The organism is Rhizobium tropici CIAT 899, assembly GCF_000330885.1.
In the GTDB taxonomy this organism is placed as follows: Bacteria; Pseudomonadota; Alphaproteobacteria; order Rhizobiales; family Rhizobiaceae; genus Rhizobium; species Rhizobium tropici.
Window position 1 is genome coordinate 2,130,733 of the sequence record NC_020059.1, and the last position, 12,371, is coordinate 2,143,103.

Annotated in this window: 14 protein-coding genes; 3 read left to right on the top strand and 11 right to left on the bottom strand. The window is 60.8% G+C overall.

Annotated features, from left to right (window positions below; all coding sequences use genetic code 11):
- Positions 1–38: 38 nt before the first annotated feature.
- From RTCIAT899_RS10420 to RTCIAT899_RS10470, 11 genes are all read right to left on the bottom strand, one after another.
- Positions 39–1,319 (bottom strand): beta-ketoacyl-ACP synthase, encoded by a 1,281-nt coding sequence (locus tag RTCIAT899_RS10420; RefSeq protein ID WP_015340188.1) that lies wholly within the window; start codon positions 1,317–1,319, stop codon positions 39–41.
- Positions 1,320–1,329: 10 nt separating this feature from the next.
- Positions 1,330–2,535, bottom strand: coding sequence for a beta-ketoacyl-ACP synthase (locus RTCIAT899_RS10425; RefSeq protein ID WP_015340189.1), 1,206 nt, complete (start codon positions 2,533–2,535; stop codon positions 1,330–1,332).
- A gap of 43 nt (positions 2,536–2,578) precedes the next feature.
- Positions 2,579–3,052 (bottom strand): 3-hydroxyacyl-ACP dehydratase FabZ family protein, encoded by a 474-nt coding sequence (locus RTCIAT899_RS10430; protein ID WP_015340190.1) that lies wholly within the window; start codon positions 3,050–3,052, stop codon positions 2,579–2,581.
- A gap of 123 nt (positions 3,053–3,175) precedes the next feature.
- Positions 3,176–3,454, bottom strand: a complete 279-nt coding sequence (locus tag RTCIAT899_RS10435; RefSeq protein ID WP_041677496.1) for an acyl carrier protein — start codon at positions 3,452–3,454, stop codon at positions 3,176–3,178.
- A 222-nt stretch (positions 3,455–3,676) separates the two neighbouring features.
- Complete coding sequence (locus RTCIAT899_RS10440) at positions 3,677–4,105, bottom strand: L,D-transpeptidase (protein WP_041677498.1); 429 nt, start codon at positions 4,103–4,105, stop codon at positions 3,677–3,679.
- A gap of 118 nt (positions 4,106–4,223) precedes the next feature.
- Positions 4,224–5,204, bottom strand: coding sequence for an adenosylcobinamide-phosphate synthase CbiB (gene cbiB, locus RTCIAT899_RS10445; RefSeq protein ID WP_015340193.1), 981 nt, complete (start codon positions 5,202–5,204; stop codon positions 4,224–4,226).
- Entirely contained in the window at positions 5,201–6,199 is a 999-nt protein-coding gene (cobD, locus tag RTCIAT899_RS10450) for a threonine-phosphate decarboxylase CobD (protein WP_015340194.1), read from the bottom strand. The genes cbiB and cobD overlap by 4 nt, the downstream gene beginning before the upstream one ends.
- Positions 6,196–7,503: a cobyrinic acid a,c-diamide synthase CobB gene (locus RTCIAT899_RS10455; RefSeq protein ID WP_015340195.1), complete on the bottom strand. Its 1,308-nt coding sequence runs from the start codon at positions 7,501–7,503 to the stop codon at positions 6,196–6,198. The genes cobD and RTCIAT899_RS10455 overlap by 4 nt, the downstream gene beginning before the upstream one ends.
- Positions 7,500–8,348, bottom strand: coding sequence for a uroporphyrinogen-III C-methyltransferase (cobA, locus tag RTCIAT899_RS10460; protein WP_015340196.1), 849 nt, complete (start codon positions 8,346–8,348; stop codon positions 7,500–7,502). The genes RTCIAT899_RS10455 and cobA overlap by 4 nt, the downstream gene beginning before the upstream one ends.
- Before the next feature lie 285 nt (positions 8,349–8,633).
- Positions 8,634–9,593, bottom strand: coding sequence for a nucleoside hydrolase (locus RTCIAT899_RS10465; protein WP_015340197.1), 960 nt, complete (start codon positions 9,591–9,593; stop codon positions 8,634–8,636).
- Between the two features lie 162 nt (positions 9,594–9,755).
- Positions 9,756–10,160, bottom strand: a complete 405-nt coding sequence (locus tag RTCIAT899_RS10470) for a cobalamin biosynthesis protein (RefSeq protein WP_015340198.1) — start codon at positions 10,158–10,160, stop codon at positions 9,756–9,758.
- Positions 10,161–10,307: 147 nt separating this feature from the next.
- Between RTCIAT899_RS10470 and RTCIAT899_RS10475 the strand changes: the two genes are divergently transcribed.
- From RTCIAT899_RS10475 to RTCIAT899_RS10485, 3 genes are all read left to right on the top strand, one after another.
- Positions 10,308–11,093 carry a TSUP family transporter gene (locus RTCIAT899_RS10475; protein WP_041677500.1) on the top strand — a complete coding sequence of 262 codons (786 nt, stop codon included), beginning with the start codon at positions 10,308–10,310 and terminating at the stop codon, positions 11,091–11,093.
- Positions 11,094–11,192: 99 nt separating this feature from the next.
- Entirely contained in the window at positions 11,193–11,558 is a 366-nt protein-coding gene (locus tag RTCIAT899_RS10480; protein ID WP_015340200.1) for a nuclear transport factor 2 family protein, read from the top strand.
- Positions 11,555–12,358, top strand: a complete 804-nt coding sequence (locus RTCIAT899_RS10485; protein WP_015340201.1) for a helix-turn-helix domain-containing protein — start codon at positions 11,555–11,557, stop codon at positions 12,356–12,358. Before RTCIAT899_RS10480 ends, RTCIAT899_RS10485 begins: the two co-directional genes overlap by 4 nt.
- Positions 12,359–12,371: the final 13 nt, after the last annotated feature.

Here is a 12,371-nt window from a genome sequence, read left to right on the forward strand (position 1 = left end):
CTCTCGGGCGCAGTTGTATCCTGTTTTCAGACGTCCGCTTAAGCCGGTTCAAGCGCCATGACAAGGCTGGCGTTCTGCCCACCGAACCCGAAAGAGTTCGAAAGGACGGCATTCACCTGCTTTTCACGCTTCTTGTTCGGCACCACGTCGAGAATGATGGACGGGTCCGGATTGTTGTAGTTGATGGTCGGCGGCAACGTGCCAGTCAGCATCGTCTGCAGCGAGAATACCGCCTCGACTGCGCCCGCCGCCGTCAGCGTGTGGCCGATCATCGACTTGTTCGACGAGACCGGAATGGTTGGAAGCCGCTCACCGAAGACAGCCGACATCGCGCCATATTCCATCTTGTCGTTTTCCGGCGTCGAAGTGCCGTGAGCGTTGATATAGCCGATATCGCTCTCATCCATGCCGGCATCGGCCAATGCGGCGCGGATCGTCGCGATCGCCGGACCACCGTCAGGCGAAGAGCGTGTGCGATGGAAGGAGTCCGCCTTGTCACCGGCGCCCTTCATGATGCCGAGGATCTTGGCGCCGCGGGCAACGGCCGCTTCCAGCGATTCCAGCACCAGCGTCGCCGCTCCTTCGGCAATGACGAAGCCGTCACGATCCTTGCTGAACGGCTTGGATGCCTTCGTCGGCGGATCGTTCTGCGTCGACAGCGCCGAGAGCAGCGAGAAGCGGATCAACGCCTCCGCGCTCAGGGATCCGTCGGTCGCAACCGTCAGTGCCCGCGCGGTGCGGCCCTGACGGATAGACTCAATGCCCAGCTGAATGGCCGTTACGCCCGACGCACATGCCGTCGACAGGGTTACCGGCAGGCCGCGCGTGCCAAAACGGTCGGCAAGGCGCTCGGAAATGGCGCCGAAAAGAGCGGCTTCGTGGAAGGCGAGATCGGGGCGCTGGCGCATGGCGGCAAGGAAGCGCTCATATGCATCGCCTTCGTGATCTGCCGGAGGTGAGCGGTCAGCCAGCTCGAAGCGGGCGCTCCATTCGGGTTCGATCGGCGGTGCAGCCAGGAAGAGCGGTGCGTCGAAATCGCCGGAAATTCCCGCCTGGGCCAAGGCTTCGATGGTTGTTTCACGGGCAAAAGCATAGGAGCGCTCGACAGCGTTCGGAACGGGGATATCGATGAAATCCACCGTCCCGGCGATCCGCGTCGAAAGTCCGTCCGTCGGGAAGCGCGTGATGCCGTGAATGCCCGACGTGCCCGAAGAAAGAGCATTCCAGTTATCCTGTAGCCCCTGCCCCAGCGACGTGATGATCCCCATGCCGGTGACGGCGACGATCGGACGTCCGAGATGATCCTTGTAAGCGGTCATGTCCTGTTCCTCACGCTTCGGCTGACAGTACGGCGATACCTTCGCCGCGCGCATGGCCGACGGTTGTTACCACGGCATTGCGTGCGCCCGTCGCCATCGGCTTTTCATTCGCGGCATCGAAGGGCGGCACCTTGGCTTTATTGGCGACGGCCAGTGCAGCAAAGGCGAGCCCGAGCGGAAACTGACCTTCCAGCCCATGCCCGGAAACGCCGGAATAGGCACGGATGGCCGCCTCCGGAAGCTGTGCTTCGATCACGGCTTTTTCGCGCTTGGCGAGATCGGGAATTGCTGTCGTACCAGAGAAGACGACCGTCGCATCGCCAGGCGCCTGCTTTGCGGGTGCGAGCATGCGCTCCAGCCGTGCTTCGAGCTTGCCTTCGTCACGCCGGCCGCGATCGCCCTCGACCGCATCGATCGTCGCATAGATATGCGCGCCACGCGCTTCGGCGTGCGCACGCGATTCAAGAACGAGAAAGGCGCTCAGCGAGCCCATGATCATGCCGCCGCCATCTTCCGGCTTGCGCGACCAGACGGGATGCCAATCACCGATAGCATGCGCATTGATGGATTCGATCAGCAGGATCATGTCGAGGCGCTCGGCGGAAAATGCGCCGCCAACCAGAGCATGGCTCGATTCGCCGGACTTGATGCGGTGGAACGCGGTTTCGACGGCCGAAATACCGGAGGCCTCTTCACCCATGAAGGTGCGAGACGACCCCGTGACCTTGTGTACGATCGAGATATTGCCGGCGAGCAGGTTCGAAAGCTGCGCAAGGAACAGCGTCGGCCGCAATTCGGTCGTCAGCTTCTCGTTCAGAAGCAATTCGCGGTCGTTGCGCTTCAGGCCTTCGTTGACGATCAGTGTATCGACATTGGTGTCGCGCTCGCCGCCCCCGGCCGCGACGATCATGTCCATGGTGCCGCAGGCTTCCAGATCGTCCTTGAAACCGGCATCGTCGAGCGCCAGACCGGCGGTGAAGACGCCGATGCGCTGCCAGTTTTCCATCTGCCGCTGATCGCCACGCTTCGGGATCTGATGCGACCAATCGATCTCAGGCAGCGGATGCACGGGATAGGGCTTGAACTTCTCGGTTTCGACGATGGTCGCCGGCGCTTTGTCCGCCTTCAGCAGGGCGACATGCGCGTCCTTGCCAACGCCCTGGCAGGTAACGATGCCGATACCCGTTATGACCACATCATTCTGAGCCTTGCTCATTCATCAATCCTCTTCGAATGCGGCGCCGAACAAGCCGGCAGCATCAACCGTTGGCGGCGATGGCGTCGAGAAGTCCGACCTCGCCTGCCCGCTTGCGCACGATATCGCCGAGCGGCACCTCATTAAACGGCATGGTCCGCAGCTTCAACTGCGCATCGCAGACCTTCTTTCCACCGATGGTGATGCGCGCCTTGGTGACAGCAAAGCCCGAGCCTTCGTGCTCCAGATCGGCTTCGATATCGAGTTCGGCTTCGGGCTCCACGAAGGTTCGCATCTTGGCGCCGTCGACCGACATCAGGAACGGCATATAGGCGAATTTCGTCGCCGCAAGGACGAGCATGCCCGAGGCCTGCGCCATCGTTTCGATAAGGAGGACGCCGGGAACCAGCGGCATGCCCGGGAAATGGCCTTCGAAAACAGGGCTTTTGGCCGGAACGACGGAATGAGCCTTCAACCGGCCCTTGGACAGATCGACAGATTCGACCCTGTCGATCATCTGGAAATATTCCAGCAGCATCAACGCCTCCGATCCAACTCGGCAACAAGGAACGTGCCGGGCGGGATACGCTATTTAAGAATAAAACCGCCCGGCCGCCATATTCGTGGGCGGCTGGGCGTCAAAAAAATACAAGGATGTCGCTCAACCCTTGGCGGCGCGCAGCTCATCGATCTTGGCGCAGAGATTCTTCAGCACGAAGTACTCTTCGGTCGAGACCTTGCCTTCGTTGACTTCCTGCGTCCACTTCTCGAGCGGGATCTTGATGCCGAATTCCTTGTCGATCGCGAAAACGATATCCAGGAAGTCCAGGCTGTCGATGCCGAGGTCGTCGATCGTGTGGCTATCCGGGGTGATGGTGTCACGGTCGATTTCGCTGGTTTCAGCGATAATGTCGGCAACTTTGTCAAATGTAGCAGTCACTGCCCATACCTCTTGAAATAATAATTCAATCCCCCTCATAGGGAAATCCATTCCAAAAGCCAATGGTTTCCACCAGAAACCCCGGCAATTTGGCAAGCCACTGTTGCGCAAACAGCAAAATGACCGTTGCGTCATACCTGTGAAATCGCGCGCGACGTGGACGCGGGATATGGCAGCATTGCGGCCGAACCGCAACGACGAAGCGTGTCTATTCGCCAGAGATCATTCGCTGATCACGATGCGTGTATTGTGAAGCCCCGCGTCGGCCGCCATGGCAAAGAAGGTGGCGGCATTGCGGGTATCGAGCCGAACGCAGCCATGAGACGCTGGCCGGCCGAGGTGCCGCACCTCATAGGTGCCGTGAATGGCATAGCCGCCGTTGAAAAATACGGCGTACGGCATCGGCGCATCGTCATATTTCTTCGAGCGATGATCCCTGGACAGCCATTTCGCCGTGTAGGAGCCGATCGGCGTCACATAACCTTTGCGGGCAGTCGACACTCGCCAGCGATACTTCAGAGCTCCATCCTCGGAAACGGTCATAGTTTGCGATCGAAGATCGACCACTGCAACAACAGTTCCGGCGTGAGCCGAAACGCTGCTGAATTGCATACATAGACATGCCGTTACTGCCAAAGCGATATGCTTCATCTTGCCCCTCCGGCCGTTTGCTTCCTCTCGAAGCAATTCAGACGATGGAAGAGTCTATCGCTATGCCAATTATACCAAATTAATACATATAGTGAGCGATTGCTTAATTTAGGGACGCTCACAAGAGCAGCAGGAAGCCAAGGAAAGCGAGAAGCGTCAGCATCGAGCACGCGGAATAAAAGATGGAAATACCCGCTTCGACGTCACTCACGGTCGCCGTATCCCGGCCGGCGCCGTTGATCATTGGCTCGCGCACGAGTTCGCCGCCATAGATTCGCGGTCCGGCAAGCTGGATGTCGAGGGCACCGGCCATTGCCGCCTCTGGCCTGCCTGAGTTGGGCGAGCGATGCAGCCCGCCGTCGCGGACGGCGATGCGGATCGCATTTCCAAGCGCGGAGATTCCCCGCTTGGCCAAGGCTCCAGCGGCAATCAGCAGAATGGAGAGCCGTGCAGCCGGCCAGTTGGCGATATCGTCCAGCCGCGCAGCGGCGCGGCCGAAATCGACATAGGTCTCGGACTTGTGGCCGATCATCGAATCGGCGGTGTTGAGCATCTTGTAGAAAAACAGGCCCGGCAGGCCGAAAACGCCGTACCAAAGGGCCGGCGCGACGACGCCGTCGGAGAAGTTCTCGGCGAGGCTTTCGATGGCCGCACGGCAAATCCCAGGCTCGTCCAGTGTCTCGGGGTCGCGGCCGACGATGCGCGACACGGCAAGGCGGCCGCCTTCCAGACCATCGGAGCGCAACGCCCGCGACACCTCACCGACATGATCGGCAAGGCTCTTCTGCGCCATGAAAACCGCCACCAACCCCGCCTCTACCAATATGCCGAGCCAGCCGAAAAAGGCGAGAAATCCATGAATAGCCCAGCCTGCGATGGCAGCGCCCATCAGCAGCGCGACGATCGACATCAGCCCATTACGGCGGCGAAGAACGCCCGGCAGATGCTTTGCATTGAACCGTTGATCGAAAGCCGAAATCGCCTTGCCGAACAGTACGACGGGATGCGGAAAGCGCTGCCAAAGCCAGTCGGGATCGCCGACGAAGCGGTCAAGCAGCAAGGCAAGGACCAGAATGAGCAAATGTTCGTCGGCGGTCATGTCGAATAATCCTCAAATACCCCGGCGAGTCTCTCATCTGCCGCCTCATCGGGAGCGAGTCCGAAGCGCAGCCAATTGCGGGCGTAATCGAACTTGCGGACGAGAATATGGTGACGGCAGAGATGCGTATATATGCCTTCGGCGCGGTCGTCTGCAACCAATGCAAACAAGGCCGTGCCTCCCGCTACATGCAGCTTCGAACGTCGCAGAACCGCTTCCAGCGCCGAATGCCGCTGGAGAATGCGGTTTCGGATGGCGTTTGTGTCGCTTTCCATCAGGGAGGCGGCAATCGAAAGGGCCGGCCCGGAAACCGCCCATGGCCCGAGCCAATCTTCGAAACGCGTCAGGATCGAGGCTTCGGCGATCACGAATCCGAGCCGAAGTCCGGCTAGGCCGAAAAATTTTCCGAACGAACGGAAGATGATGAGATTCGGAATAGATGCAGCAAAAGGCGCCATGCTTGCCGCCGGTTCGACGTCGCCGAAAGCCTCGTCGACCAGAAGAAGGCCGCCTTGCTCGCGCTGCCTGTCATGCAGCTCCCGCAATTGCTCGATGGGCAGCACCCGCCCGTCAGGATTGTTGGGATTGACAGCAACGACCAGCCTGTCATCGGTGGTGAGTTCGGCAATCGTCGAAACCTGGCGAACCTGCAGGCCGGCGAGCGTAAAAGCGCGCGCGTATTCGCCATAGGTCGGCGAGAAGATCGCAACGCTGCCGCCCGTCACGAGCTTTGGAAGCAATTGAATGACGGACTGCGTGCCTGGAACCGGCAGCGGCAGAATATCGCCGCTGCGGTAATAGCTCCTCGCCGCTTCCCGCGCCCGCTCCTGCAAATACTGGTCAGGCAATCTGTGCCATGCCGCAACGGGGATTTCCGGCAGTGTCACCGGATTGGGATTGATGCCTGTCGACAGATCCAGCCATTCCTCCGGGCGCCCGCCATATTGACGCGCCGCCGCGGTAATGCCGCCGCCATGGACGATCCTGGTGGTCATGCGGCTTCACCGGCTAGATCGATCAGATGCATGTAGGAGCCGGCGACATTGCCGCGTTGCAGACCGGCTGTACCGAGATCGATATCGAGCGCATCCCTGACAGCAAACAGACGGTCCGCCTCGCCTTCCGATACGATGGTCGAATAATGAAACTCATGCGCCGTCATCGGCTTTTCGAAGAAGGAGCCGGCAAGCGGCACCACGCGCCGATAGCCGAGATGCCGCTGCCGGTTCTTGTAACTGGTAACGACGGGCAAGAGGCCCAGCATTTCGTGGCGCATGCCCGCCGCATCCACAAGCCCCTCGCCGAGCACCATGTACCCGCCGCATTCGCCATAGATGCGCACTCCACGCGAGGCTGCCGCCTTCACGCCATCCCGGAAATGCTGAGCGGCGGCGAGCTTCCCGGCGTGCAATTCCGGATAGCCGCCCGGCAGATAGATCGCATCCCCATCGGCCGAAGGAGCTTCATCCGCGAGCGGAGAAAAGAAGGATATTTCCGCCCCGCGCCGCTTCCAGCCGAGCAGCATATGCTCATAGCAGAAGGCGAATGCGATATCTCTTGCCACCGCGATGCGCTGGCCGAACGGCATGAGCCGCGTGATATTGGCTGCGGAGGTGCGAACGAGATGCTGCTGCGCCGCCCGCAAGAGCAGATCGAAATCGCAGGCCTTCGCGACGACCTCTGCAGCAGCCTCGATAAATTGCTCAAGCGCCGCATGCTCTCCCGCCTGCACAAGACCGAGATGCCGTTCCGGCAATGCCAGGCTTGCATCGCTGCGAATAACGGCAACGACGGGCATGCGCACCGCATTCAGCGCCTGACGCAGCATCTTCTCGTGCCTATCGCTGGCAACGCGATTGAGCACGACGCCGGCAACGCGGATATCGGCGCGAAAATTGGCAAAACCGCTGACGACGGCCGCAACCGATTGCGACATGCGCGAGCAATCGACGACGAGCACGACGGAAAGGCCGAGCAAGGCGGCTAGATCGGCCGGCGTGCCCGTGCCGTCAGCAGCACCATCGAACAGGCCCATCATCCCCTCGATAACGAGCATCCGTCCGCCGACGCGATGAAGCGCTGCATTCGCTGAAATCAGTTCGGCGCGCATCGCCCACGGATCGAAGTTGAGGCAGGGCGATCCGACCGCCGCCGTATGAAATGCGGGATCGATATAATCGGGTCCAGCCTTGCCAGGTGCGATCGCAACACCCCTGTTTCTCAATGCCCGCAGCAAACCAAGCGTGAAGGTGGTCTTGCCGGAGCCTGATGAGGGTGCAGCGATCAGAAGTCCGCTCATGCCGACACCTTGCGTCCGCTCTCGCCCGGCCTTTCGGGCGGCGACACCAGAGTGCGGCCGGAAAGCGCGCCCAGCCAGTCGAGCGACGGCCGCAGTTTCACCACCTCGCCGACGACGACGATGGCCGGCGGCTCGAGACCGGACGTTTCGATATCGGCAGGCGCACGCCCAAGCGTCGTCTCCAGCACTTGCTGAGAGGGCGTCGCCGCATTGCAGACGAAGGCAACAGGTTCGTCCGCCGAACGACCGGCGGCAATGAGATTTGCACTGATCTGCGCGATGTGCTTCATCGCCATATACATGACGATGACGGGCGATCCCTTGCCGATAGCCTCCCAATCGATGGCGTCCGGTACGACGCCGGACGAATCATGGCCAGTCAGGAAGGTGACGGCGTGATTGACGTCGCGATGGGTAACCGGAATGCCGGCATAGGCCAGGCCGCCAATGCCAGCCGTAATGCCGGGCACGATGCGGAAGGGAATGCCGTGCTGAACGAGCATCAGCGCCTCCTCACCACCACGCCCGAAGACGAAAGGGTCACCGCCCTTGAGGCGCAGAACGCGCTTGCCGGTCCGCGCCAGTTCCACCAGCCGCAGAGAAATGTCCCGCTGCTTGGCCGATGGCTTGCCGCCGCGCTTGCCGGCATATTCCAGCATAACGCCCGGGCGGGCGAGCTTCAGGCAATCTTCGTTGACGAGCGCATCGTGCACGATGACATCTGCCTCGGCCAACCCCTTGGCGGCCAGCAGGGTCAAAAGCCCCGGATCGCCCGGCCCGGCGCCGACGAGCCAGACCGACCCCGGTTCCAGAGCCGGCAGAGTGGAAAAAGCGGTATCGTTCATCCCATGTGTCCTATGCCCGGACGGGCGAAATTGCAATGTTGAGAACGGGATAAGGCGATCTCGATTCGACATCGCTCCCACTGCAAACATTACGTCACATACCCGATCGGCATGAGCGGCAGCACGCTATGGGCTTTTCCAACCACGACAGGAAACGAAAAACGGATTTGCCGATCGTATGATGCTCCAGACTCGATATTTCCGGACACTCAAATAGGCTCTTGATGGAGCTGGAAAATGGTCTTCAGCGAATTGTGAAGGGGCACTGTCGCCCCCTCACCGAGCTTAGTGCACTGCCTTGCCCAGAATTACGTCGCGGATCAGATCGAGAACCTGCTGCGAGCGGATGCCGATGCAAGCGATCTGGCTCGGCAGATTGTCCCAGTCGCCCGGCGGAAAGTGGCGGCCGGCCGGCTTGATAACCGTCTGACCATCGGCAATGCCGCCGCAGACGACCCGGATTGATCCTTCGATGGTATCGAACAACTCGGGCGCCACGACATAGACGCAGGCGCAGCTATCGTGGACCATCATACCGTCTTCGACCGCATGCTGGTAGAAATCAATATAGGACTGCGACAGGTCGGCCAGGAGCTGCACCGACGGTCCGCCCGCTTTCGCCATATCAGCGAGATAGCTGCGGCTCATGGTCGTCACCGACGTCACGTCGAGACCGACCACGACCACCTTCCAGGCTGCCGTCATGACGAAGTCGGCGGCTTCCGGATCGCCGTGAATATTGGCTTCCGCGACCGGAGAAACATTGCCTGGTACGTAGAAATTGCCACCCATGATGACGACGCTCTTTACGAGCGAGGCAATTTCCGGATCGTGCTTCAGTGCCAGAGCCAGATTGGTCATGCGGCCGACGGCGACCAGAGTCACCTCCCCTGGATGGGCGCGAACCGTGTCGATGATGAACTGATAGGCGGGCCGCGGATCGGTCGGCAGGTCGATCGTCTCAGGCACGTCGATATCGCCGAGACCGTTATGGCCGTGAACCATCGTCGGCCAGGGGCGCTCGTGCCGCGACGGATCGAAGGTAACGCTGGCGCCGCGCGCGACCGGGCACGGAATATTCCACTCGCGTTTCAGGAACAGCGCGTTACGCGTCGTCGTGTCCACGGAGGCATTGCCGAAAACCGTCGTCACGCCAAGAAGGTCGATACCCGGGTGACGATGCAAAAAGAGAAGCGCCATGGCGTCATCGACGCCAGGATCGGTATCATAAATGACCTTATGCATGCTTTTTCCTTACCAACATACTGAATAAGCTTGATCTTTCGGAAATTTACTTCGCTTGGGATCAGCGGTTGAGCTACCCGCATACACGAGAACAGGCGGCGGTGAAATGCCGTCGGGATCTCCTGCAGATCATTTACGAGACATGCGTTGCGAATTCGCTGCTCAGGCAACCCTGGCGATCGCCGCCGTAGCAAAGCCGGACTTGATCTTGGGAAGCACGAGCTCGGAGTCCGGGCCGGCGGCCGCCAGCGCCGCCGCTTCTGCGACGCCGTGACAACCGACAAGCGCGAAAACAATCTCGGAGGGATTCTTCAGTCTGGGTGTCTCCCGCTCCAGTGCAGCCGCCTTGAAGAAGCGTGCCGGGAGACGAAAATGCGTGGCGGTCTCGAGGATGGCCGGTTCATCCATGCGCGTGTCGATCGATACAACGGCCAGAACCTGATCACTCCCGATCCCGACCTCCTGGAATGCTCTTTCCGCAAGCATCCGCACTTCATTCCAGTCCGTGCCGCGCTCGCAGCCAAGACCCAGAAGGTAGCGGCGGGTGGAATTGGCATATGTCGTCATATTCGCTCCCAGCAGCATCGACCGATATGACAGCTGTACCGGGCACTTTTCGACGCGTCAATTTCGCCTGGTGTGTCCCGATAGCAATTGCCTTGCGGCGGGCAAAGTGCCAGAAGGCCCCTGATTTCCCGCCTCCGAGTTCCCACCTTGCCAGATATTACATTTCAACTCCTGCTTTTGCTCTTTGCCGCTGCGTTCTTCGCCGGTTTCGTCGATTCCATTGCGGGCGGCGGTGGGCTGATTACCGTGCCCGCTATGCTGTTGGCCGGTATTCCGCCGCTGCAGACACTTGGCACGAACAAGGTACAGTCGATCTGCGGCGCGGCTTCGGCAACGATCGCCTATGCCCGACAAGGACATGTCAAGCTTCGCGAGCAGCTTCCGATGGCGGCGATGGCTGTGATCGGAGGCATGCTCGGTGCGATGCTGGCGACCATCATGCCAAGCCAGGTCCTGCGCATCATCCTGCCCTTTCTGCTGATCGCAATCGCGCTCTATTTCGCCCTGAAACCCAATCTCGGCGATGTCGAAAAGCATCGGCGCATGAGCGCCGGGCTTTTCGGTGTGACGCTGGTGCCACTGATCGGCTTCTATGACGGCGCTTTCGGGCCTGGCACCGGCTCGTTCCTGATGCTCGCCTTCGTGACCCTCGCCGGCTTCGGCCTCTTGAAGGCGACGGCGCATACGAAGCTGCTCAATTTCGGATCGAATCTCGGTGGCCTGATCGTCTTCATCTTCTCCGGCGCCATCCTTTGGAAAGTCGGGCTGACGATGGGGCTCGGCCAATTCCTGGGCGCGCAGCTCGGTTCGCGGCTTGCCATGCGCATCGGCGCCAAGCTGATCAAACCGCTGCTCGTCATCGTCTGCATCGCCTTCGCGATCAAGCTGCTGGCAGACCCCACCCATCCCGTCAGGATCTGGCTCGGTCTCTAGAACGGGCCTTTGATTACCTCCGACGTAATTGATAGTACTTCGGTCCGCGCCGATGATCGCCCTGCCTGAACGGTTCAGGCGATCCAAAGGAGTTGACCGATGACTGACGCAAACATCATTGCTGACCGCTATATCGCCATCTGGAACGAGGCAGACATCGAACGTCGCCGTGCGCTCATCGCCGAGGCTTGGACGGAAGACTGCAGCTATGTCGACCCGATGATGCGCGCGGGCAATCGTGAGGAGATCCACGCGCTGGTCACGGCGGCGCACGAGCGCTTCCCCGGCTTCCGTTTCACGCTCATCACCGAGGGCGAACGCCACGGCGACAATCTCCGTTTCTCCTGGGGCTTCGGTCCGGCCGATGCCGAACCGCTCGTCAAGGGCACGGATTTCGCCATCCTCGAAGGTGAACGCCTGAAGTCCGTTCACGGCTTCATCGACCAGCTTCCGGCTGCGGCATGATGAACCCGGCCCGCTCTCTCGGCGACCATCTGCGCGAATGGCGGCAACGCCGCCGCCTGAGCCAGCTCGAATTCGCCCTTGAAGCCGACATATCGCAGCGACATCTGAGCTTCATCGAGAGCGGGCGGGCACTTCCAAGCCGCGAGATGCTGATGCATCTCGCCGAACGGCTCGACGTCCCATTGCGCGAACGCAATCCGATGCTTCTGGCGGCCGGCTTTGCCCCGGTCTTTCCGGAGCGCAAACTGGATGATCCGGCGCTTGCTCCGGCACGGCGCGCGATCGATATGTTGCTGAAAGGACACGAACCCTTCCCGGCTCTGGCCGTCGACCGGCATTGGACGCTCATCGCCGCCAATGCCGCCGTCGCTCCGCTGCTCGCGGGGGCGACCGATGCCTCGCTGACCGAAGGAGCAGTCAACGTCCTGCGGCTCAGCCTGCACCCCCGCGGCCTGGCGCCTCGGATCGCCAATCTCCATGAATGGCGGGCGCATCTGCTGGAACGCCTACGTCAGCAGATATCGGCGACAGGCGATCCAATCCTCATAAAACTGCTTGCGGAACTGTCCGCCTATCCTGCGCCAGCGACACCGAAGTCGGCGGCTCCGGAACGGGATTTCGCCGGCATCGCCGTACCTCTGGAATTTGTCACCGAGGCGGGACATCTGTCGTTTTTGTCCACTACGACGGTCTTCGGAACCCCTGTCGATGTCACACTGTCGGAACTCGCCATCGAATCCTTCTTTCCCGCGAATCCGCAGACGGCGGAAGCGCTGAAGGCGATGTTGCCGGGCGGCTGAGGCCCGGCAAACG

Coding starts and splice junctions, on each gene's coding strand:
- RTCIAT899_RS10485 (WP_015340201.1), top strand. CDS start 11,555: ATGATGAACCCGGCCCGCTCTCTCGGCGACCATCTGCGCGAATGGCGG.
- RTCIAT899_RS10425 (WP_015340189.1), bottom strand. CDS start 2,535: ATGAGCAAGGCTCAGAATGATGTGGTCATAACGGGTATCGGCATCGTT.
- RTCIAT899_RS10420 (WP_015340188.1), bottom strand. CDS start 1,319: ATGACCGCTTACAAGGATCATCTCGGACGTCCGATCGTCGCCGTCACC.
- RTCIAT899_RS10455 (WP_015340195.1), bottom strand. CDS start 7,503: ATGAGCGGACTTCTGATCGCTGCACCCTCATCAGGCTCCGGCAAGACC.
- RTCIAT899_RS10470 (WP_015340198.1), bottom strand. CDS start 10,160: ATGACGACATATGCCAATTCCACCCGCCGCTACCTTCTGGGTCTTGGC.
- cbiB (WP_015340193.1), bottom strand. CDS start 5,204: ATGACCGCCGACGAACATTTGCTCATTCTGGTCCTTGCCTTGCTGCTT.
- RTCIAT899_RS10465 (WP_015340197.1), bottom strand. CDS start 9,593: ATGCATAAGGTCATTTATGATACCGATCCTGGCGTCGATGACGCCATG.
- RTCIAT899_RS10430 (WP_015340190.1), bottom strand. CDS start 3,052: ATGCTGCTGGAATATTTCCAGATGATCGACAGGGTCGAATCTGTCGAT.
- cobA (WP_015340196.1), bottom strand. CDS start 8,348: ATGAACGATACCGCTTTTTCCACTCTGCCGGCTCTGGAACCGGGGTCG.
- cobD (WP_015340194.1), bottom strand. CDS start 6,199: ATGACCACCAGGATCGTCCATGGCGGCGGCATTACCGCGGCGGCGCGT.
- RTCIAT899_RS10440 (WP_041677498.1), bottom strand. CDS start 4,105: ATGAAGCATATCGCTTTGGCAGTAACGGCATGTCTATGTATGCAATTC.
- RTCIAT899_RS10480 (WP_015340200.1), top strand. CDS start 11,193: ATGACTGACGCAAACATCATTGCTGACCGCTATATCGCCATCTGGAAC.